This window comes from Guptibacillus sedimenti, from assembly GCF_028610665.1.
GTDB classification, from domain to species: domain Bacteria; phylum Bacillota; class Bacilli; order Bacillales; family Guptibacillaceae; genus Guptibacillus; species Guptibacillus sedimenti.
On record NZ_JAQQWV010000002.1, the window covers coordinates 351,345 to 371,210 of the forward strand.

Here is a 19,866-nt window from a genome sequence, read left to right on the forward strand (position 1 = left end):
GCTGTCTCTCCCCCGTATTTTGATACAATAAATGAGAATACGTTAGCAATGTTGCTAAGGAGATGAACGCGATGAATTTAACGATTAGAGATATTGCTCGAATGGCTGGGGTATCTCCAGCGACAGTATCAAAAATCATGAACAATTACGATGGGATCAGTGAGGCCACTCGTCAGAAAGTATATAAAATCATTGAAGATACAAAATATCAGCCAACTTTTTCAGCGAAATCGCTGGCTACGAAGAAATCAAACTTAATTGGGTTAATCTACGCCGGGAAAATCAACGTCGATTTCAAACACCCTTTCTTCAATGAAGTGATGAATACATTTAAGAAAGCAGTGGGGGCTCTCGGATATGACCTCCTTCTGTTTTCGAATGAAAAGTTCTATCAAGGTGAAAGCAAATACCTGGAGCGATGCAGGCATTTCCATGTCGATGGCTGCCTGATCGTAGCGGGAGATGAAATTGAAGCGGCGGTTCATGAAATCGCGCAAAGTGATATTCCTTGTATTGGCATCGATTTAAAGCTAGAAGGGCCGAAATCCAGCTACATTATGACGGATAACGCCAAGATTGGCATGAAAGTCGTTGAGAATTTCTATTTAAATAAAGTAAAAAAGGTCGCGTACATTGGTGGGAAACAAGATTCGCTTATTTCGGGGATTCGAAATGAAGGATTCATGGAAGCGATGAAGCAGTTCGGTCTGCCGTTGAATGAAAAGTGGATTCACTATGGCGATTTTTTCGAGGATAGTGGGTACCACGCGATGAACAAGATTCTTCAGGACGATGAACGTCCTGAAGCCGTGTTCGCTGCTTCTGACATGATGGCGCTCGGTGCGTTGAAAGCGATGAAGGAGCACGGCATCAAGGTACCAGAAGACATTCAACTAATCGGCTGTGATGACATTGAATCTTGTCGCTATAGCGATCCCCCTCTTACGACCGTGAAACAGGACAAACAAAAGTTAGGAAAGCTCGCAGCCTACATGCTGGATGATTTAATACAAGGAAACGAAGAGATCCATCCAGTGAAAGTGGACCCTGAACTTGTGATTCGATCATCTAGTATAGAAAGGTAAGAGGGCTCCGACTACAGGAGGCTACCAACATGACAACAATTCAATTTCCAGAAACGCTGAAATGGGGCGCAGCAACCGCTTCTTATCAAATCGAAGGCGCAGCAAATGAAGACGGCCGTTCGCCGTCTATTTGGGACACGTTCTCCCATGCGCCAGGTAACGTAAGAAATGGGGACCATGGAGACGAAGCGTGCAATAGCTATCATTTATATAAAGAAGACGTGCAGCATCTGAAGAAGTTAGGCGTAGATCTTTACCGTTTCTCGATTGCATGGCCACGGGTGATGCCTGAAGGAAGAGGCGAGTTGAATCCGAAGGGCGTCGCTTACTATCAAAACTTGATCGATGAGCTGATCGAAAATGGCATCGAACCGATGATTACCCTTTACCACTGGGATCTTCCTCAAGTGCTCCAGGACAAAGGCGGCTGGGAAAATCGTGAGACGATCGATGCGTTTAACGAGTATGCCGTAGCGATGTTTAAAGAGTTCGGCGACAAGGTATCGAAGTGGATTACAATCAACGAACCTTGGTGCGCTTCATTCCTATCAAACTACTTAGGCGCACACGCACCTGGTAAAACGGATCTACAAGCGGGTGTCGACGTCGCGCACCATCTGATGGTTGCTCATGGTAAAGCCGTGCAATCCTTCAGAGAGCTTTTACCAGATGGTGAAATCGGCTATGCCCCGAATACAGGATGGCTTGAGCCGTTCAGTAATAAGCAAGAAGATATCGATGCCTGTAAGCGAGCAATGATGTGGCAGAAGGAATGGTTTATGGATCCTGTCTTCAAAGGGTCTTATCCAGAAACGTTGATTACGATTTTCGAAAACCATAACGCAAAGCTCAAGCTTGAGGACGGGGACCTTGAACTGATTTCTCAGCCGATCGATTTCATGGGCATTAACTATTACACGGGTAGTCTCGGAAGGTATAAAGAAGGGGAAGGACTTTTTGAAGTAGAGGAAATTCCACTCGATTACCGAAAGACGGATATCGACTGGCCGATCTATGCAGATGGGTTCTACAACGTGTTATGTGATCTTCACGAAACGTATGGTGATGTGCCGATTTATATCACAGAAAACGGTGCTTGTTATAACCATGAAGTAGAAGACGGAAGAGTGCATGATCAGGAGCGGGTCGATTACTTAAAGCAGCATTTAACTTCCCTACACCGTGCGATCGAATCTGGAGTGCCGATCAAAGGCTACATCGTCTGGTCACTGCTTGATAACTTCGAGTGGGCATTTGGCTACGAAAAGCGCTTCGGTATCATTCATGTGAACTATCGTACGTTTGAGCGCACGCCAAAGGACAGCTACTACTGGTATCGCCAGACGATTACGAATGGGTGGTTTGAGGTTTAAGAGGTTAGGCTTTGTGACTAGAGATGAGCGTAGGACTCGCTGAGTGTGCGAGGGGTTTTGCTCAGTCATGAATAACCAGGCAGATATACACGTTGTGTGTGGATTGCCTGGTTTTTTGTTTGAGGGAGTTGTGTGGTTTGTGCTGGGAGAGGCAGGGGGGCGAGTGAGCGGTGCGTGCAGTCGTTCGGTGGTTAGAATGATTCGATTTAGCTAATAAATAGCAGCGCGCTGGAACGTGAGAAGCTAAGGAAGTAAGCTGAGAACGTCATGTCGACATCATTCGCCATATTCCGGGTGGTGACAGGCACCATTTCTACCATTTCTGTACTTTCCTGTGGGAAAGCGCCAAAAACCGGAAGGACTATGTTACCATTAATCATGTAGTTCTTTAGGAATATTAAGGGGATGGAGGTGTAATTTTGGAAAAATGGATGAAGTTTCTTGAAGTAAATTCTTCTCGCATTTTTGATTTGACGATTGAGCACGCCATTTTAGTAGGGTTAGCTATCCTAGTAGCGCTCCTCATTGGTGTACCGCTAGGAATCTATTTAACGACAAATGACTATCTGGCCGAAACAGTTCTACAGATTGCGTCTGTTATGTTAACGATTCCAAGTATTGCGTTATTTGGTGTTATGATTCCTGTCTTCTCGATCGTAAATCAGGGGATCGGGTTTGTACCAGCTTTTGTGGCATTGGTTCTCTATGCCCAGCTTCCGATTATTCGGAATACATACACCGCGATTCGTAACGTTAATCCTCAAATGAGGGATGCTGCGATTGGGCTCGGGATGAAGCCCATCCAACGTTTGTTCCGAGTAGAGATTCCAAATGCGTTTCCAGTGATTATGGCGGGTATTCGCACAGCTGTTGTCATCAACATCGGCATCGGTGTCATCGCTGCCTATATCGGAGCGGGCGGTCTTGGTGTGTTAATTACGCAGGGCATCTCACGAGGAGATAACTATTTGATCATTACCGGCTCAGTTGCTGTTGCGATTCTAGCCATGATTGCGGATGGCATCTTACTATGGATTCAAAAACGGTTCACGCCGAAAAGCATTGCTAATTAAGGAGTGAGGTGTACGAATGATTACGTTTGACAAAACGACGAAAACATATGAAGGCAATGTCACCGCCGTCAAAGGGGTCGATTTTACCGTAGAAAAAGGTGAAATTGTGGTTCTATTAGGCCCATCTGGCTGCGGAAAAACGACACTGCTCCGAATGGTTAACCGACTTGAGTCGATCTCGGATGGGAAAATCACCATTGATGGACAAGATTCAATGTCACTAAACCAAACGGCCTTAAGAAGAAAAATCGGCTACGTGATTCAAAGCAATGGTTTGTTCCCGAACATGACCATTGAAGAGAATACGATGATCGTTCCGGATCTCTTAGGCTGGAGTAAGAAGGATAAGAAAGAACGGTTCCACAAGCTAATGGAGATGATTGGATTAAGCGGAGAGAAATTTGGAAAGCGGTATCCGCATGAACTTTCCGGAGGACAGCAGCAGCGCATCGGAGTTATCCGCGCACTCGCGGCAGATCCCCCAGTTATGCTCATGGATGAACCTTTTGGAGCACTTGATCCGATTATCCGTGAGAAAATTCAGGATGAATTTTTGCAAATCCAAAAGGAAGTCAAGAAAACGATTTTGTTTGTCAGTCACGATATTGACGAAGCGATCAAAATGGCCGATAAAATTGTGCTTCTCCGTGGTGGAGAGCTGATGCAATATGACACGCCTTCTGAGATGTTGGTCCGTCCTAAGAATGAATTCGTTCGAGAGTTCTTTGGAAAAGACAGGGCCATTAAAAGCTTAAGTTTACATACGATCCAGGATCTTCGTGAAATGATTGGTCTTGCAGAATTTGATGATGCGATTGCTGACACAAAGACGATTAATGTAAACCACGATCTTCGAAACACCTTATCCATGCTACTGAACCAGGAAGCAGATCAGGTGATAGTCAGTGATGATGACGGAAACAAGCTCGGTGCGATCACGATTGATATTGTTCAGAAGTACCTTCATTACGAAATCAAAGCAAAACCAGCCCCAGTCCTAGAGGGGGTATAACATGAATAAGAAGAAAGTTATTAGTCTTGTTGTACGCTATACCGTTTATGGGCTCGTCGCTTTGTTCTTCTTTTGGGCAATCCGTAATCATTATTTCGATTATATTTTTACGGAATCAACAACATTTTGGCATTTAGTTAAACAGCACTTACAGCTTGTGCTTGTTTCATCGGTGCTCGCCTTACTCATTGCGATACCTGGTGGAATTCTCGTGACAAGGAAGCCATTTCGACGAGCGGAGTGGGTTGTCTCAAATACCGTAAACCTCGGCCAAACGATTCCCAGTCTTGCCGTGCTCGCCTTGATGATTAGTATTCTTGGGATTGGCTTTCAAACAGCCGTATTTGCCCTGTTTATCTATTCTCTTCTGCCGATGTATCGCAATACCGTCGCTGGAATTGATTCCATTGATGAAAATTTAATTGATGCAGCGAGAGGAATGGGGATGAAGCCGATCCAAATTCTGTTTCGAATCGAATTGCCAAATGCAGCCTACTCCATCTTAGCGGGAGTTCGGACGGCGATTGTACTAAATATCGGAACGGCTGCGCTAGCTTACGTTGTCGGTGGAGGCGGTCTTGGGGTATGGATTTTCACTGGCATTCAGCTGTTTGATAATGGCTACTTAATTTCCGGTGCGATCCCTGTTACGCTACTCGCTATTTTTGTCGACTATTTGCTTCGACTACTTGAGCGTCTCATCGTTCCTGAAGGCTCGAAGCCATCACAAGAATTGTAATGGGATAGGAGGTGTTGATGTGAAAAGCAAGGTGTTTAGTGGAATCATCTTCGTGATGATCTTAGCGATGTTAACCTCCTGCTCAACGGTTGGAATTGGTGGGAAACAAATTTCAGTTGGTGGGAAGAACTATACCGAACAGTACTTGCTCTCAGAAATGACGGCTTTCCTTCTGGAGGATGCTGGCTATGATGTGAAGCAAATGAATAACTTAAGTAGTACCGTTGTCAGGAAAGCCCTAGAGAATGAGCAGGTCGACTTGATGTGGGAGTACACAGGTACGGCGCTTCTTACTTATATGGGGCAGGATACCATCGCTGATCCTGCCAAAGCGTTTCAGAAAGTAAAAGAGATTGATGGGAAAGAAAATGATATTCACTGGATGAACATGTCTAACGTGAACAACACGTACGCTCTTGCCATGAGAGAAGAGCAGGCAAAGGAATTAGGGATTCAATCCATCAGCGATCTCGCAGCTTATATGAATGACCATCCCGGCGAGCTTTCCATTGCCTCTGACGCCGAATTTGCGAACCGTCCAGATGGCATTCCTGGGGTAGAAAAAACGTACGGATTTCAATTCGATACAAATCAAATTAATCAGATGGACATCGGATTAACGCAACGAGCATTAGACAATGGCGACGTTGACGTATCGGTCGCGTTTGAAACCGATCCCACCATTGTTGAATATAACTTAATTACATTGGAGGATGACAAGAATTTCTTTCCTCCTTATACAGCAGCAGTGACGATTAATGAAGACGTCTATGAAAAATATCCGGAAGTAAAAGAAATCACAAAACCACTTGCCGAACAGCTAAACAGCGACATTATGCGAGAGTTAAACTACAAGGTAGACATTGAAGGAAACAGTGTCTCCGTTGTTGCGTATGATTGGCTTGTGGAGAATGGGTTATTGGAAGAGTAGAGAGTTTAGCCTCAAAAAGGCCTTTCCCCGATATACAGTCTGGGAAAGGCCTTTTCATTTAGAAAGAAACTTTAGCAAGCTTAAGATGAGGGAACTGAGCCACCCGCATGGCGTTCGTACGCTAAGGTTAGAATGATTCTAGTTAGCTAATAAAATTGGCTTTTGGCCAATATGTTTATTCTTGACCTAGAGTTAACTCTAGAGAATACACTTCATGTAAATCAATGACATATACGTATATGTCATTGATTGCTTCCTGGCACGGAGATTGCCGATTACTACTAACTAAACGGAGATGCTCCCTATGATGTTGAAGGAAACGCATACACTATCGAAAGGAATTGAGATTCCTAAATTAGTTCTTGGCACATGGATGATTGATAATGACGATATTTAACAGGCCGTTGAATCGGCCTCTTTTTAATTTACCGCTAAAAAAGACAGATGCCTTAAACACCTGTCTGTTGAAAAATTATTTCTGTTCCGTATCGATTTTCTTTAATTCCTTTGCGGGAACGCCTCCGACAATGACGTTTGCAGGGACGTCTTTTGTGACGACGGACCCTGCAGCGATAATCGCACCTTCCCCGATGGTTACCCCAGGGACGACGGTAGCATTTGCGCCGATCCAGACATCGTTACCGATTTTTATGGGAGCGGGATGTAACGTACCTCGCTTCTTAGGATCGACGTCATGATTAAGCGTAGCCAACACAACATTATGTCCGACTAAGACCCCATCTCCAATTGAAATGCCTCCCTGGTCTTGGAAGCGGCAGCCGGAATTGATGAATACATTCTTCCCTACTTCGATGTTCTTGCCGCAATCAGAAGAAAAGGGAGGGAACATCGCGAAGCTGCTGTCAACTGGTTTTCCAATCAGCTTTGAAAACAATTCACGTACTTGTTCAGGGGGATGATACTTCCCGTTTAGCTGGGCTGTTATTTTCAAGGCTTCCTGTGAAACCTTATGCATCACTTGATGTGCCTCAGACCCTCCTTCTACCGATTCGCCATTATTCATTTGCGCTAAAAATTCGTTGAGATCCATATGCACTCTCCTTGTTTACATACTAAAGTTCCTTATTATCATTCTATACCTTATAGGTAACTCTAAGGCAAAGAGGAAAATGAAATGATCGGCAACACAACTTTTTTTCCTTCCTTCTATCACGCTACGGATGCATGTAAATTGGATATTTATGAATTCCTTTGACCTAGAGTTAACTCTAGGTTGTAAAATGTGTATCATATAGAAAACAAGTTTTTAATAACGGGAAGAAAAATAGACCTAGGACCAAAGGTATTTTTACTAGATAAAAATGAAAGCGAAGTACAGTGGATTGGAAAATGGACTTTAACAGGAACGCACGTATTAACTCTGTAGATCAGTTAAATAAAATAATGAAAAGTATAAGGAAGGAGAATTAGGATGAAGACTTATTCGATCAGCGAAGTTGCAACAAAATTGAATCTTACGGTTTACACTTTACGTTACTACGATAAGGAGGGGCTTTTACCTTTTGTTGAACGGACCGAGAGTGGCGTACGCGTATTTAAAGATTCCGATATCGAAGCTTTACGAATAATGGAATGTTTGAAATCCACCGGGATGCCTCTTAAGGAGATTAAAACGTTCTTTGACTGGTGTATGGAAGGAGATTCGACATTACAGGAAAGATATGAACTGTTTATAGAACGAAAAGCGACAGTGGAAACGCAACTTAAAGAACTAAACAAGACAATGGAATTGATCAAGCATAAATGCTGGTATTATCAAACGGCATTGGAAGCTGGAACAGAAGAGATTCATAAAGACGATAAAATAGAGGTTTATTCTTCTCAATAACAAAAGCCACCTGAAGTGAGGTGGCTTTTGTTTAACAGAAAAATTGATTCCTTATGTGCTACGGTACCTTTACTTTCCCAAAAAATAATCGCTTGACCTAGAGTTAACTGTAGCTTTTATACTACTCATGTAAATCGCACTAAAAAAATCAAGACTTGAAAGGATGAATATTAAGATGGCAATTAAAAACAAAGTGGTTGTAATTACTGGTGCAAGTTCAGGTATTGGGGAAGCAACAGCAAAATTATTAGCAAGAAAAGGAGCAAAAGTCGTTTTGGGTGCTCGTCGAGAAGAAAACCTAAAAAAGATATCTTCTGACATTCTGGAAGAAGGTGGAGAATCGGTTTATCGCGTAACTGATGTAACCAATCCAGAAGATAATCAAAAATTAGTAGAACTAGCAAAAGAACAATTCGGTAAAATAGATGCCATTTTCTTGAACGCGGGAATTATGCCTAATTCTCCATTCTCAGCTTTGAAAGTGGACGAATGGAATGACATGATTGACATTAACATCAAAGGCGTACTCAACGGTATTGCGGCTGTACTTCCAACCTTCAAAGAGCAAAAATCCGGACATGTTCTTGCTACTTCTTCTGTTGCTGGATTAAAATTTTATCCTGGCGGCGGGGTTTATGGCGCAACAAAATGGGCACTAAAAAATATGATGGAAGTTTTACGTATGGAATCAGCTATGGAAGGTTCTAATATCCGTACAGCCACTCTATATCCAGCAGCAATCAATACAGAGCTGCTTGAATCCATTACAGATGAAGATACGTTATCTGGTGCAACAGAAATGTATGAAGAATATGGAATTGCATCAGACAGAGTGGCGAATGTTGTGGCTTTTGCAATAGATCAACCAGAAGACACGAATATAAATGAGTTTACAGTAGGCCCAACTACTCAACCCTGGTAATTGGTTTAGATTCTTGAGGAAGTTGCAGAGACAGTGGTCTATGCTATTCGCACTCCTGAGAAGTGCTTATTTAGACTTATTAAGAGTTTAACCCCTCTTTCACGAGGGGTTAAACCTTTTTAGGAATATGGATTTCTTCGAAACGTTTTTGTGACTGGAGATTAACTGGTATTTAATCCTTTACTAAATTTAAACTCCTCTCATGAGTTTCTAAATTTCTGAGAGGAGTTTGTTTTATTCTTAACTATGCACCAGGGAATTTATGTTTCTCAAGGTTTAATAATTTGGAGACGTTATGCGATACATATGTCACAAAGTTGATTTATATATAATTGTTTTTAAGTGACAGGATGATTACCTTGAAACTGAGTCTTAATGAATAGGGCAGCTTTATATTAATAAATTGCTTGTTCAACTATGGGGGCAGGTATTTGTCATTATTAATAGTATAGTTATTCATAAATACAAAACTAATTGTCAGATTTTTATTTGACTATTACAAAGGAGTATTTAAATGAGTGCCAATCATAAACTGCTTCTTACTTTCAAAAGTGATCTTTACACTTATTCATTGGAACAGCTAAGATATATCTCGAAAGAAGGGGTTTGGTCTATTGGGCAGATGTATGACCATTTAATTGTTGTTGCCCATGAGTATCTAGATAATATGGAAACATGTTCTATATCAAATGAGGAACAAGTTCTTGGGAAAACCCAGTTTGGTGAGGAATTATATAAGAACGGAGGCTTTCCACCTATTAAAATAAGATTACCAGATGAACTAAATTCTCCACCAAATAATACAGACAGCAAGGAGGACCTAATTAGGAGGATGGATCAGTTAATGCAAAGGTTGAGTCATTGGGAATCGAAAGTGAATGATATTTATTCAAATTATAAAGTTGAACATGGAGGGTTCGGCTGGCTAAATGCAAAGGAATGGTATGATTTGGTTATGATGCATTTTCATCATCATTTGCGTCAAAAAGAGGAGTTGGAAAGTTACATATTATAGGTGGGAATTACATTATGAATTGGTTGCCCTTCTTCAACTAATTCGGAGCGATAGCTGTACACCGGCTATCGCTTATTATGCTAACGGAGCAGTTTAGTAGACTTACAACTCCAAACGAAAGAGGGCGTGTTAATGAATGCCTCATTTTTACTCCGCTTCAAAGCTTTCATTATTGATTACATACTTATTCTCATTTATTTAGTCGGACTTTTTATTTTCAGTGTATTTCTATTTCCATCCTTACAGAGATTCTTCACCGGTTCACTAATTTTAGCTCAGTTTACAGGGTTTTTATTGGTAACTTTACCTGTATCACTTTATTTTATTATTAGTGATTCGAACGTTGTTGAACAGTCTTTTGGAAAAAGGAAAGCTGGTATACGTGTTGTTGGAAGCAAAGGAGAGGCATTATCAATGCTGCATGCAACTTTTCGGACAATCCTAAAGTTTTTGCCTTGGGAGTTGTCACATTTCCTTGTATATCGACTAATTTATATAGGTGATGGCGAAGTACCGTTCACCCACTATTTGTTAGGCGGACTCATCTATGTACTTATATTTGCATACATATTAACAGCCATTTTTACGAGAAAGAAACAATCCCTTTACGATATAGTGGCAAAAACACATGTGGTTAAAGTCTAAATAACATACCTATGTGATATTTAAAATTTTTATTGCACTAACTCGGAGTGTTTGCTTCATAAAAAGTAAGCGCTCCATGTAGTTTAAGGGCGAGATTGTTGAAGAAAAACCCGTGCAGGTTATGCTAGAAACTAAATGGAATACTAATCATAAAATACATTAAAAAGCGGTGATATCAATGGTTGCAAAGACTAAAAAAGATTTTGAGGGATTGAAAATAATTGGTGAAATTTGTGGAGCGATTCGAGATGAATTAGTCCTTAGTACGAAACCCGGAATTACCACAAAAGAACTCGATGAAATTGCAAGAGAGATGTTTGAAAAGGCAGAAGCTCAATCTGCGCCCAAAGGAGAATACGGTTTTCCTGGGTATACGTGTATTAGTATAAATAAAGAAGTGGCGCATGGGATTCCAAAGAGGAATCGGGTCATCCATGAAGGAGATTTAGTCAATATAGATGTTTCAGGTTCAAAAAACGGATATTACGCAGATACTGGAATTTCCTTTGTAGTTGGGAAAGGCGAGGCGGCATTACAAAAAATATGTGACGTTTCTAAAGAGGCATTCAATACTGGACTTAAGCAGGCAAAGCCAGGTTCAAAAAAAAGTGCTCTCGGAAAGGCTGCACACAATGCAGCGAAACGCCATGGTTTAACAGTCATAAAAAATCTTACTGGGCACGGTATTGGGCGTTCGCTTCATGAAGAACCTAAACATATTTTTAATTATTTCGCTAGTTGGGATGATGAAATTTTAAAAGATGGTATGGTAATTGCCTTTGAACCTATGATCTCTACATTTGAAGAGGAAGTTTTCCAATCCGAAGATGGATGGACCCTCCTAACCAATGAAAGCTTTGTGGCTCAATACGAACATACGGTTATTCTTACAAATGAAGGACCAATTATTACGACATTGTAAAAAGCACCAGTACCGCAATCGGACGCAATTTAAGAATATTGGATCGTGTTCTTTGTTCCGTTATATCGGAGCTTATCTGTAAGTAGATAGGCTCTTTTTTATGCGGTTCTAATCGAAACAGACGGTCTTTCTTTGGGATGCATAAAAAGTATTTACATTTTATATATTCAGGAGTAAACTATGTCTCAGTTATATCAATCAACCGTTTCTTAATCTTAAATCGCTTAAACCTATTATGGTGCGGGGGACCCAATTTTGATGCAGTTTACTGCTTGGGGTGAATCCTATGGAAGCATAGGTAGGGCTACTCTTATAGCCCGAATCCGACAGCTAACTCCGTAAGCGTTATGAGGGAAGACGATGAAACTTGTGTTCGAAATTTAGGATCACAGGCTAATTTGTCTGTGGTCTTTTTTGTGCGCAAAAAGAGTTATCCTGATAGGTGATGGACAGATTAAGAGCATAATGGGATGGCAATTGAGGGGAGAAGACATTATGAAAAAAAGTTTTGCCATAATTGGACTTGGGAGATTTGGGGGAACGCTTTGTAAAGAGTTGAATAGGCGGAATGTCGAAGTTCTTGGAATCGATAAAGATAGCCAGCGCGTCAATGAATACTCGTCTCATGCGACGCAAACGCTCGTATTAGATGCAACAGTTGAAGGGAATTTACAGCGAATTGGTATACGGAATTTTGATCACGTTTTTGTTTCCCACGGGGATGATCTCCAATCCAGTATTTTAACAACTCTGCTCTTAAAAGAAATGGGCGTTAAGAAGGTGTGGGTGAAAGCAAAAAATGATTATCATCATAAAGTACTTGAAAAAATAGGGGCGGATCATATTATTCACCCAGAGAGTGAAATGGCGAAACGCGTAGCCCATCATGTGGTTTCTGAAAAGATCATCGATTACGTCGAGCTGTCTGATGAATATAGTATTATCGAAGTGATTGCCACACAGAAAATATCTGGGAAGTCGTTACGTAAACTGGATATCAGAGGAAGGTTTGGTGTCACGGTGGTAGCGATTAAGAAAAAAGATAAAAACATCCTTGTGTCTCCTGCTGCTGAGTCGACGATCGAGAAAGAGGATGTCTTAGTCCTGATTGGAAACAACGACAATCTTGAGCGATTTGAACAGTCAGGGGTATAAGGGATGATGACAAATCGGTTTGCCTTAAAGTTTATTAAACTTAGTCCTCCGCAAGTACTTATCTTTGTTTTCGTCGTCTTGATTTTTGTTGGAACAGGATTATTGAAATTGCCTTTTGCTACGACAGATGGGATTACGTGGGTGGATGCATTATTTACAGCCACATCCGCCATGACGGTAACTGGACTAGTGGTCGTTGATACAGGCCAAGCGTTTACGCTATTTGGTGAAATTGTCATTGTTTCATTAATCCAGCTTGGTGGACTCGGAATCATGACGTTTGCGGTTTTAATCTTCATGGTGCTGGGCCGTAAAATTGGCATGAAACACCGTTTACTCGTGCAACAGGCAACCAACCAAACCTCGATAGGCGGGGTTGTCAAATTAGTAAAGAACATTTTGATTTTCTCTTTAGCCGTTGAAGCGATAGGCTTTGTTATCCTCGCAGCGCGATGGGTACCTGAAATGGGGTGGCAGGCCGGAACGTATGCCAGTTTTTTTCATTCGATCTCTGCTTTTAATAATGCTGGTTTTTCCATCTGGTCTAACAGTTTAATGGATTATGTAGGTGATCCTATTGTCAATATTGTTATTTCATTTCTATTTATTGTCGGAGGAATTGGGTTTACCGTTCTAAACGATCTTATTCGGAGCAAAACCTTCCGTGAAATGGCCCTTCACTCTAAAGTCATGCTGACAGGGACGGTTGTGATTAATCTCATCGCCATGTTCACGTTTTTTATTTTGGAGTATCACAATCCGCAAACGCTAGCCAACTTATCACTTGGTGATAAGTTATGGGGTTCCTATTTTCAGGCGGTGACGACAAGAACAGCCGGGTTTAATAGTGTTGATATAAGTGGGATTGGAATTGACACGGCTTTCTTTATGTTTGTTTTAATGTTTATCGGGGCAGGCAGTACTTCTACTGGTGGAGGAATTAAACTAACGACAGCTTTTGTGATTATTATGGCTGTCATTACCTTTCTTCGTGGGAAAAGTGATCCTGTTATTTATGGAAGAACAATCAGAAAACATATCGTATTAAAAGCGCTTGCGATTACAATGATTAGCATCATGACTGTGTATTTGACCATTTTTGTTCTCGTTTTGACCGAAAATCATTCTTTTATTGAAATTGTTTTTGAGGTTATCTCTGCTTTTGGGACCGTCGGATTATCGATGGGCATTACAGGCGATTTGTCCACAATAGGAAGGATTGCCATCGTCTTTATCATGTTTTTAGGAAAGCTTGGCCCACTCACTCTTGCCTTTTCATTAGCACAACCAGACCGAACGAATATACGTTATCCTGATGAAGACCTGTTTACTGGATAATAATCGGAAAAAAGGGGGATGATCACATGAATTTTAACCTGGATGAAGCGATTCGGATATTAGAACGAACGCCGCGGTCATTAGAAGGGTTGCTCGCTGGATTATCGAATGGCTGGTTAGTGACGAACGAAGGAGAAGGGACATGGAATGTCTTTGAAGTCATTGACCACCTGATCGAGAGTGACAGAACTAACATTCCGCATTCGGTGAAGTAAAACTAAAGGCATTGCTAGCAACTTGGTTTGTACACGATTTTACTCACATGTCTCAAATCAGAAGAGTGATGGCAGAAAGGTATAGAAAAGATGTTGGGCCATGGAAAGAGTATTTGTCGGTTTTGAAACGTTAAAAATGAAAAGAGAAGGAAAAGCTAACTTTCGAAACCAAGGAAGTTAGCTTTTTTCATGTATCCTTTTTAGAAAAGATTGTCATAAAATTAAAATGAACGATTTCAACGAGGTCAGCGTCATATAGGTGCAGGTAAAGGAGAGGGTTGTATGGAACGCGAGGAGGAGATTCAATTAATTCAGCAGGCACAAGCTGGAAACGATGATGCGTTCACTCAGCTTTTTCAGTGCTATTATGCTTTCCTCTATAAATATCTTTTAAAGCTAACCTTAAATGAAGAGACTAGCGTCGATCTTGCTCAGGAGACGATGATGAAGTGTTATGTGAAGCTATCTTCTTATAAAGGAGGAGCGAAATTCTCCACCTGGATGATCTCAATTGCTTCAAGGCTTTACATGGATATGCTTCGAACACAAAAACGAGAGAGGAAATGGGTGGAAGACGAAAAGCATGCCCTATCGCGAAAGCTGGCGTGGGAGGCAAGTACGAAAGGAATGAACTGGAGCGACCTTTTTACAGATTTTAACACGTTAGACTCAACGTTAAGAGTTCCGATCTTGCTACGTCACTATTATGGCTACTCGTATGATGAAATAGGAAAAATGCTCGGCATCCGTACAGGAACTGTGAAATCCAGGGTGCACACGGGGATACAAAAGTTACGAAAGGAGTTGGATATGCCGTGAATGACAAGGAAGATAAAAAGATAGTGCAACACCTTAAAAAGGATTGGCAGCAAATTGACGATCTTGGAAAAGAATCACTTTCAAAGGTAGATATGCAGGAGCAACTTCTGATGTTCCAACAAAAAAAGAAAAAAGCCTTTTATCTTGAAAGTGCGCTCTTCCTGTTAACAGCGCTCGTGATTTTAACAGCCGTCACCGTTAGTCTTTTTCAAGCTCCGATCTTCTTTCTGATCATCCAGGTCGTGGCCAGCCTGATCGTTCCTTTTGGTGTCTATTTCACTTATAAGAAAGTGAATAAGAAAGGAGTGGTCAGCCATGACAAACCTTGAGCTCTTTGCTCTTGTTCCGATTCTGATTCTCTTGTTACTCACCCAGAGCATGCTTCTCTTTGTCGATGCCAAGAAAAAAGGCAGTTACCCGTGGCTATGGGGGATCTGGGGATTGATTCAATTACCGATGCCAACATTATTTTACTTGCTGTTCGTCGTGTGGCCATATAAACGAAAAATAAAAAAGGAGAGGAGTTGAAAACATGGAAGCTTTGAACGACATAAACTGGGCACTAGTTGCGCCACTATTGATCTTGCAGGCGATCTTAACCATTTCAGCGCTTGTGAGCTGCATCAAGCAAAAGGAAACAAACGGACCTAAATGGATGTGGATCCTTCTAATTCTGTTTGTGAATCTCTTTGGGGCGATTCTTTACTTTGTGATCGGACGTAAAAACAGTTAGGGGGTGGGAAATCATGCTGGTTAACATCGACAATCTATCGAAACAATACAAAGAAAAAAGAGCGGTCTCGAACCTCTCATTCAGCATACGTGAGGGGAGTTGTATCGCCTTGTTAGGTCCAAATGGAGCGGGTAAAACGACGACGCTACAGATGTTAGCTCGCCTCCTCACACCTGACTCAGGCGCCATCCAATTTAAAGGATATGCTGAGAAAGACTATCGGCCATTGATTGGCTTTTTACCTCAGCACCCATCCTTTTTTAATTGGATGACAGCCAAAGAATTTCTGTTTTTCGCCGGGAAGCTATCCTCTATTCCAAAGGAACAGCTTCAAGCTCGTGTACAGGAGACGTTAAGGTTTGTAAGTTTAGAAGAGGCGATGAATAAAAAAATCGGAGGCTTCTCCGGCGGAATGAAACAACGCCTCGGCTTAGCGCAGGCTTTGCTACACAAACCGAAGCTTCTCATACTAGATGAACCGGTATCAGCGCTCGATCCAAAAGGAAGGCGAGATTTCCTCCACTTGATCGAAGAACTGAAACAAGACATGACGGTACTATTTTCGACCCATATCTTACACGATGCACAGCAAATTTGCGATGAAGTTCTTATTCTGCAAGATGGCTGTCTAAAGTGGAAAGGTTCATTACCTTCTTTGCGTAAAGAATTTGATTTATTGCCAATTAAATTACAAACCGAAGAACCGATGAACGGGATTATTGAACAGCTGGAGATCATCGATGCTTATGAATACATTGATCTTAAAACAGTGAAGGTGAGACTTCATGCGCATGTTCACCCAAATGAGCTGTTACAGGAGCTCATTAACCGGAATAGAGCAGTAACTCACTTTGAAATGATGCATGATTCATTAGAAGATGCTTATATGAAGGTTGTGAGACAATGAACCGGTTTCTAACGCTATTACACAAAGAAATCATCGAGCTAATGCGGAATGGAAAATGGATCTGGCTTCCGGTCGTACTGATGATCATCGGCATCTCGCAACCCTTAACAAGTTACTATATGCCACAAATTCTCGATATGGCCGGTAATCTACCAGAAGGAGCTAGTATCACGATCCCGACACCTACGGGTGAAGAAGTATTGAGCGGCGCCCTATCTCAATATGGTACGATCGGTACCCTTCTGTTCGTTCTCGCAACCATGAATGTGATTGCTCAGGAACGACAAAACGGTTCCATTACGCTTGTTATGGTGAGACCCGTTAACGAGTGGCAATACTTAGGTAGTAAGACTGTGGCACAGCTTGCTCTCTTGCTGCTATCACTTATCTTAAGCTACTGCCTCACCTGGTATTATACAAATTTATTATTTACTCCGGTCGACTGGCGGGTCATGTTGAGCAGCCTCGTCATGTACTGCTTCTGGGTGCTCTTTGTCGTTTGCGTTACGATTTTTGTTGGGACCATCATCCGGCAGAGTAGCGCGATCGCTGGCGTCAGTCTTCTCTTTCTAGCGCTAATCGGCCTGCTGACTTCACTCCTTCCGAGATTCATGGAATGGAGTCCAGGAAATATAAGGGGAGAAGCGACGAAGGTTTTAGTCGAACAACGGTGGACCGAGTCAGCATGGACTGTCATCGGTAGTACCGCGACGTTATCTCTTTTGCTATTTATAGCGGGCGTCATGGTGATGAAGAAGTATAGGCGTTATTAGAGGGGGAGGGTTTTTTTGGGTGAGATGGGGATGGGGGGAGGGGTGGCTATACGTCGTTTGTTGGAATGATTCTCGTTAGCTAATAAAATGTGGTTTTGGCCAATATATTTTGATTATGGCCAATAAAAATGGATTTTGGACAATATATCTGGAATTTGGCTAATAAAGAGCACTATGCACAAACCGAGAGCGCGGATTTGCTCAGTATTCACACGTTTCCTCTCGACATGCGTTCTTTATTTCCGGAAATCCCTCTCCTAACCCGATACTTCCTACTGAAAAATCGTTTTCGATCCCAGCGGAAAACTCAGCTTCTCCGCCCATAGAGCCATCTCAAAGCAATCTTTAATAATCACAAACTCTTTCTTCACACCCCTTTTTCCGAGGGGGAAAATCACCGCTACGAATGGCTAACCCGGCGACTGTAAAATCGTTTTCGAGGTTGATGGTGAAATCCTCCCCTTGATTCACCGTACCATCAATCGCCATACCGCCCATTTCCGTTTGATAGGGCGCGCCTAATGTTATTTCTTCTATTAAAAAGTTGTTCACCATATAGCTTTCCGCTGCTTCGGTTGCTTTTTGGATGGTCTCCTCATCATACGTTTCTGCCTGGCATCCACTAAAAAGGATCACCAAAGCGAGAAAAGCACTTCTATAGGACTTCATTCCATTTCACCTCACATCAAATCAGTGCTCATATGTACATGTGCGCTCCATACAGTCCTCTTTTCGATCCGGAAAAGTCTCGCTTACCCCAACACTTCCAACCGAAAAATCATTTTCAATCCCTGCAGAAAAAGTGCCCTCTCCGTTATTCACCGATCCCTCTACCGTCATGCCACCCATTTCATTTTGATAGACGCTTGTGATTTCAACGGATTGGATCTCTTTGAAGTTGCTCTTGATGTAATTTTGTGTGGAAGCCTCCGCTTTTGCAATGGTTTCATCATCATCCATTTCATCTGAAGACGCCGCCCAACTACACCCACCAAGGACAGTGAACATAAGAAGCACGATAAGAAGTCGTCTTAACAAAAAATCACCTCGCAATCAGGAAAGGGAAGAAGCACTTTTTCCGTCACGTTAATAGTCACAAATGTTCTCCTTACACGCTTCTTTCTTCTCTGGAAAATTTTCGCTCTGAATAGACATCACTGAAATCGTCAAATCGTTATTTAACATTACTGAAAAAGTCTCTCCATTTGCTTTCCCTTCAAGTTTGAAACTTCCCATCTCTCCCTGGTAGGGATCCTTCAGCGTGATCTGTTCAATGCTCTTATAATTATTTTCTATATAGCTTGTCACACTCGCTTTCGCTTCTTTGATCGTTTCCTCGTCATATTCCTCACTTTGCATCAGACTACATCCCGTAAGTAAAAGAAGTGTTAATGCCAAAAGAGAAAGGGGCCATTTCAATAAAATCACTTCCTTAGAAAGATACAATCTATCATTTGAGACTAGATATTAACCTATTCTTCCAGCTGTCCATAGTCACACGAGTGCTCTCGGCACGCTTCTTTCCGTTCGGGAAATCCCTTGCCCTTCCCGATCCCACCGACCGTGTAATCTTCATTTACCCCAATATTAAATGTGGCCTCCCCATTGACCGTTCCTTCTAGAACAAGCCCGCCAATAGGGTCACTATGATCCTCACTAAAAGTGACCTCATCAACGTTATCATAATTTGCTCTTAAAAAATGTTCCGCTTCTTTCTCTGCTTGTAAAATGAATTCTTCCGAATAGTCATTACTACCAGTAGAGAATAGACTACACCCGCTAAGGAAAAGGGCGAGCATGATAAAAATTGGTGCTTTCCATTGCATGATCATCACCTCTCGTGAACGGCGGTTAGAAGTTGCCCTACCACTGTTAGAATCATTCTAGTTAGCCAATAAAATGAGGATTTGGCCAATATATCCCGAGTTTGGCCAATAAAATAGCAGAATGGCCAATATAATTGGATTTTAGCCAATAAAGAGGGCGACACTCGGTATAAGAGGGGAGACGCCTAGATTAATACGCACAAATCTGCTCTTTACACGCCTCTTTCTTTTCTGGAAAATTCTTTCCTCGACTAACCCCAGCAATTTCAAAGCGTTCACCCATCGCAATCGTAAATTCCGCTTCTCCATTTACTGTACCTTCAACGGTTATGCCATCCATTGGATTGTTGGGATCATCAACAAACGTGACTTCACTTACATTTTGATAATTATTTTTCAAATAACTTTCCGCTTTCTCTTTTGCCTTTTCTAATGTTTCATCCTCACTAGAGTTCACGCTACAGCCTAATAGGAGGACTAATAATGAGATAAGACAGATGTAGACGCTTTTCAATAAAATCATATCCTCACATG

Annotated in this window: 25 protein-coding genes, 1 pseudogene and 1 riboswitch; of the genes and pseudogenes, 20 read left to right on the top strand and 6 right to left on the bottom strand. The window is 41.8% G+C overall.

Annotated features, from left to right (window positions below; all coding sequences use genetic code 11):
- The first annotated feature begins 71 nt into the window (after nt 1-71).
- The 6 genes from PQ578_RS10095 to PQ578_RS10120 all read left to right on the top strand — a co-directional run bounded on the left by PQ578_RS10095 (nt 72) and on the right by PQ578_RS10120 (nt 6,213).
- Nucleotides 72-1,085 carry a LacI family DNA-binding transcriptional regulator gene (locus tag PQ578_RS10095; RefSeq protein WP_273834098.1) on the top strand — a complete coding sequence of 338 codons (1,014 nt, stop codon included), beginning with the start codon at nt 72-74 and terminating at the stop codon, nt 1,083-1,085.
- A 29-nt stretch (nt 1,086-1,114) separates the two neighbouring features.
- Entirely contained in the window at nt 1,115-2,458 is a 1,344-nt protein-coding gene (locus PQ578_RS10100) for a GH1 family beta-glucosidase (RefSeq protein WP_273834100.1), read from the top strand.
- A gap of 419 nt (nt 2,459-2,877) precedes the next feature.
- Nucleotides 2,878-3,531: an ABC transporter permease gene (locus PQ578_RS10105; RefSeq protein ID WP_273834102.1), complete on the top strand. Its 654-nt coding sequence runs from the start codon at nt 2,878-2,880 to the stop codon at nt 3,529-3,531.
- Between the two features lie 16 nt (nt 3,532-3,547).
- Nucleotides 3,548-4,543, top strand: coding sequence for an ABC transporter ATP-binding protein (locus tag PQ578_RS10110; protein ID WP_273834104.1), 996 nt, complete (start codon nt 3,548-3,550; stop codon nt 4,541-4,543).
- 1 nt (nt 4,544) lies between these two features.
- Entirely contained in the window at nt 4,545-5,282 is a 738-nt protein-coding gene (locus PQ578_RS10115; RefSeq protein WP_273834106.1) for an ABC transporter permease, read from the top strand.
- A 19-nt stretch (nt 5,283-5,301) separates the two neighbouring features.
- Nucleotides 5,302-6,213 (top strand): ABC transporter substrate-binding protein, encoded by a 912-nt coding sequence (locus tag PQ578_RS10120; protein ID WP_273834108.1) that lies wholly within the window; start codon nt 5,302-5,304, stop codon nt 6,211-6,213.
- Between the two features lie 472 nt (nt 6,214-6,685).
- On the opposite strand, the gene PQ578_RS10125 is transcribed toward PQ578_RS10120, so the two are convergent.
- The gene (locus PQ578_RS10125) at nt 6,686-7,264 is read right to left on the bottom strand and encodes a sugar O-acetyltransferase (protein ID WP_273834110.1); all 579 of its coding nucleotides are present in this window, start codon (nt 7,262-7,264) and stop codon (nt 6,686-6,688) included.
- 381 nt (nt 7,265-7,645) lie between these two features.
- Between PQ578_RS10125 and PQ578_RS10130 the strand changes: the two genes are divergently transcribed.
- The 14 genes and pseudogenes from PQ578_RS10130 to PQ578_RS10195 all read left to right on the top strand — a co-directional run bounded on the left by PQ578_RS10130 (nt 7,646) and on the right by PQ578_RS10195 (nt 17,506).
- Nucleotides 7,646-8,062 (top strand): MerR family transcriptional regulator, encoded by a 417-nt coding sequence (locus PQ578_RS10130; protein ID WP_273834112.1) that lies wholly within the window; start codon nt 7,646-7,648, stop codon nt 8,060-8,062.
- Between the two features lie 175 nt (nt 8,063-8,237).
- Complete coding sequence (locus tag PQ578_RS10135; protein ID WP_273834114.1) at nt 8,238-8,984, top strand: SDR family oxidoreductase; 747 nt, start codon at nt 8,238-8,240, stop codon at nt 8,982-8,984.
- Nucleotides 8,985-9,498: 514 nt separating this feature from the next.
- Complete coding sequence (locus PQ578_RS10140) at nt 9,499-9,999, top strand: DinB family protein (RefSeq protein WP_273834116.1); 501 nt, start codon at nt 9,499-9,501, stop codon at nt 9,997-9,999.
- Between the two features lie 132 nt (nt 10,000-10,131).
- Complete coding sequence (locus PQ578_RS10145) at nt 10,132-10,644, top strand: RDD family protein (protein ID WP_273834119.1); 513 nt, start codon at nt 10,132-10,134, stop codon at nt 10,642-10,644.
- A 178-nt stretch (nt 10,645-10,822) separates the two neighbouring features.
- Nucleotides 10,823-11,566 carry a type I methionyl aminopeptidase gene (gene map / locus PQ578_RS10150; RefSeq protein WP_273834121.1) on the top strand — a complete coding sequence of 248 codons (744 nt, stop codon included), beginning with the start codon at nt 10,823-10,825 and terminating at the stop codon, nt 11,564-11,566.
- 211 nt (nt 11,567-11,777) lie between these two features.
- Nucleotides 11,778-11,927, top strand: a riboswitch (cyclic di-AMP (ydaO/yuaA leader).
- A 134-nt stretch (nt 11,928-12,061) separates the two neighbouring features.
- Nucleotides 12,062-12,721 (top strand): potassium channel family protein, encoded by a 660-nt coding sequence (locus tag PQ578_RS10155; protein ID WP_273834123.1) that lies wholly within the window; start codon nt 12,062-12,064, stop codon nt 12,719-12,721.
- A gap of 3 nt (nt 12,722-12,724) precedes the next feature.
- The gene (locus PQ578_RS10160) at nt 12,725-14,059 is read left to right on the top strand and encodes a TrkH family potassium uptake protein (RefSeq protein WP_273834125.1); all 1,335 of its coding nucleotides are present in this window, start codon (nt 12,725-12,727) and stop codon (nt 14,057-14,059) included.
- Between the two features lie 26 nt (nt 14,060-14,085).
- Nucleotides 14,086-14,408, top strand: a pseudogene (locus PQ578_RS10165) (hypothetical protein).
- 148 nt (nt 14,409-14,556) lie between these two features.
- Complete coding sequence (gene sigY / locus PQ578_RS10170; RefSeq protein ID WP_273834127.1) at nt 14,557-15,093, top strand: RNA polymerase sigma factor SigY; 537 nt, start codon at nt 14,557-14,559, stop codon at nt 15,091-15,093.
- On the top strand, nt 15,090-15,422 hold the full coding sequence (locus tag PQ578_RS10175) for a YxlC family protein (RefSeq protein WP_273834129.1): 333 nt from the start codon (nt 15,090-15,092) through the stop codon (nt 15,420-15,422). Before sigY ends, PQ578_RS10175 begins: the two co-directional genes overlap by 4 nt.
- Nucleotides 15,409-15,621, top strand: coding sequence for a transcriptional regulator (locus PQ578_RS10180; protein ID WP_273834132.1), 213 nt, complete (start codon nt 15,409-15,411; stop codon nt 15,619-15,621). Before PQ578_RS10175 ends, PQ578_RS10180 begins: the two co-directional genes overlap by 14 nt.
- A gap of 4 nt (nt 15,622-15,625) precedes the next feature.
- Nucleotides 15,626-15,826 (top strand): PLD nuclease N-terminal domain-containing protein, encoded by a 201-nt coding sequence (locus PQ578_RS10185; protein WP_273834134.1) that lies wholly within the window; start codon nt 15,626-15,628, stop codon nt 15,824-15,826.
- A gap of 16 nt (nt 15,827-15,842) precedes the next feature.
- Nucleotides 15,843-16,733, top strand: a complete 891-nt coding sequence (locus PQ578_RS10190) for an ABC transporter ATP-binding protein (RefSeq protein WP_273834961.1) — start codon at nt 15,843-15,845, stop codon at nt 16,731-16,733.
- Nucleotides 16,730-17,506 carry an ABC transporter permease gene (locus PQ578_RS10195; protein WP_273834137.1) on the top strand — a complete coding sequence of 259 codons (777 nt, stop codon included), beginning with the start codon at nt 16,730-16,732 and terminating at the stop codon, nt 17,504-17,506. The genes PQ578_RS10190 and PQ578_RS10195 overlap by 4 nt, the downstream gene beginning before the upstream one ends.
- 345 nt (nt 17,507-17,851) lie before the next feature.
- On the opposite strand, the gene PQ578_RS10200 is transcribed toward PQ578_RS10195, so the two are convergent.
- The 5 genes from PQ578_RS10200 to PQ578_RS10220 all read right to left on the bottom strand — a co-directional run bounded on the left by PQ578_RS10200 (nt 17,852) and on the right by PQ578_RS10220 (nt 19,846).
- Nucleotides 17,852-18,175: a right-handed parallel beta-helix repeat-containing protein gene (locus PQ578_RS10200; protein ID WP_273834138.1), complete on the bottom strand. Its 324-nt coding sequence runs from the start codon at nt 18,173-18,175 to the stop codon at nt 17,852-17,854.
- Nucleotides 18,176-18,196: 21 nt separating this feature from the next.
- A complete protein-coding gene (locus PQ578_RS10205; RefSeq protein ID WP_273834140.1) occupies nt 18,197-18,544 on the bottom strand; it encodes a DUF1433 domain-containing protein in 348 nt (115 codons plus the stop codon).
- 48 nt (nt 18,545-18,592) lie between these two features.
- Nucleotides 18,593-18,865 carry a hypothetical protein gene (locus tag PQ578_RS10210; RefSeq protein WP_273834142.1) on the bottom strand — a complete coding sequence of 91 codons (273 nt, stop codon included), beginning with the start codon at nt 18,863-18,865 and terminating at the stop codon, nt 18,593-18,595.
- Between the two features lie 113 nt (nt 18,866-18,978).
- Nucleotides 18,979-19,332 (bottom strand): hypothetical protein, encoded by a 354-nt coding sequence (locus PQ578_RS10215; protein WP_273834144.1) that lies wholly within the window; start codon nt 19,330-19,332, stop codon nt 18,979-18,981.
- A gap of 190 nt (nt 19,333-19,522) precedes the next feature.
- A complete protein-coding gene (locus tag PQ578_RS10220; RefSeq protein ID WP_273834146.1) occupies nt 19,523-19,846 on the bottom strand; it encodes a DUF1433 domain-containing protein in 324 nt (107 codons plus the stop codon).
- Between the last annotated feature and the right edge of the window lie 20 nt (nt 19,847-19,866).

Excerpts from the sequence above, each read along its gene's own strand:
- PQ578_RS10130 (WP_273834112.1), top strand. The coding sequence starts at position 7,646 with ATGAAGACTTATTCGATCAGCGAAGTTGCAACAAAATTGAATCTTACG.
- PQ578_RS10210 (WP_273834142.1), bottom strand. The coding sequence starts at position 18,865 with ATGCAAAGTGAGGAATATGACGAGGAAACGATCAAAGAAGCGAAAGCG.
- PQ578_RS10140 (WP_273834116.1), top strand. The coding sequence starts at position 9,499 with ATGAGTGCCAATCATAAACTGCTTCTTACTTTCAAAAGTGATCTTTAC.
- sigY (WP_273834127.1), top strand. The coding sequence starts at position 14,557 with ATGGAACGCGAGGAGGAGATTCAATTAATTCAGCAGGCACAAGCTGGA.
- PQ578_RS10160 (WP_273834125.1), top strand. The coding sequence starts at position 12,725 with ATGATGACAAATCGGTTTGCCTTAAAGTTTATTAAACTTAGTCCTCCG.
- PQ578_RS10135 (WP_273834114.1), top strand. The coding sequence starts at position 8,238 with ATGGCAATTAAAAACAAAGTGGTTGTAATTACTGGTGCAAGTTCAGGT.
- PQ578_RS10215 (WP_273834144.1), bottom strand. The coding sequence starts at position 19,332 with ATGCAATGGAAAGCACCAATTTTTATCATGCTCGCCCTTTTCCTTAGC.
- map (WP_273834121.1), top strand. The coding sequence starts at position 10,823 with ATGGTTGCAAAGACTAAAAAAGATTTTGAGGGATTGAAAATAATTGGT.
- PQ578_RS10095 (WP_273834098.1), top strand. The coding sequence starts at position 72 with ATGAATTTAACGATTAGAGATATTGCTCGAATGGCTGGGGTATCTCCA.
- PQ578_RS10155 (WP_273834123.1), top strand. The coding sequence starts at position 12,062 with ATGAAAAAAAGTTTTGCCATAATTGGACTTGGGAGATTTGGGGGAACG.
- PQ578_RS10200 (WP_273834138.1), bottom strand. The coding sequence starts at position 18,175 with ATGAAGTCCTATAGAAGTGCTTTTCTCGCTTTGGTGATCCTTTTTAGT.
- PQ578_RS10185 (WP_273834134.1), top strand. The coding sequence starts at position 15,626 with ATGGAAGCTTTGAACGACATAAACTGGGCACTAGTTGCGCCACTATTG.
- PQ578_RS10145 (WP_273834119.1), top strand. The coding sequence starts at position 10,132 with ATGAATGCCTCATTTTTACTCCGCTTCAAAGCTTTCATTATTGATTAC.
- PQ578_RS10180 (WP_273834132.1), top strand. The coding sequence starts at position 15,409 with ATGACAAACCTTGAGCTCTTTGCTCTTGTTCCGATTCTGATTCTCTTG.
- PQ578_RS10100 (WP_273834100.1), top strand. The coding sequence starts at position 1,115 with ATGACAACAATTCAATTTCCAGAAACGCTGAAATGGGGCGCAGCAACC.
- PQ578_RS10110 (WP_273834104.1), top strand. The coding sequence starts at position 3,548 with ATGATTACGTTTGACAAAACGACGAAAACATATGAAGGCAATGTCACC.
- PQ578_RS10115 (WP_273834106.1), top strand. The coding sequence starts at position 4,545 with ATGAATAAGAAGAAAGTTATTAGTCTTGTTGTACGCTATACCGTTTAT.
- PQ578_RS10195 (WP_273834137.1), top strand. The coding sequence starts at position 16,730 with ATGAACCGGTTTCTAACGCTATTACACAAAGAAATCATCGAGCTAATG.
- PQ578_RS10125 (WP_273834110.1), bottom strand. The coding sequence starts at position 7,264 with ATGGATCTCAACGAATTTTTAGCGCAAATGAATAATGGCGAATCGGTA.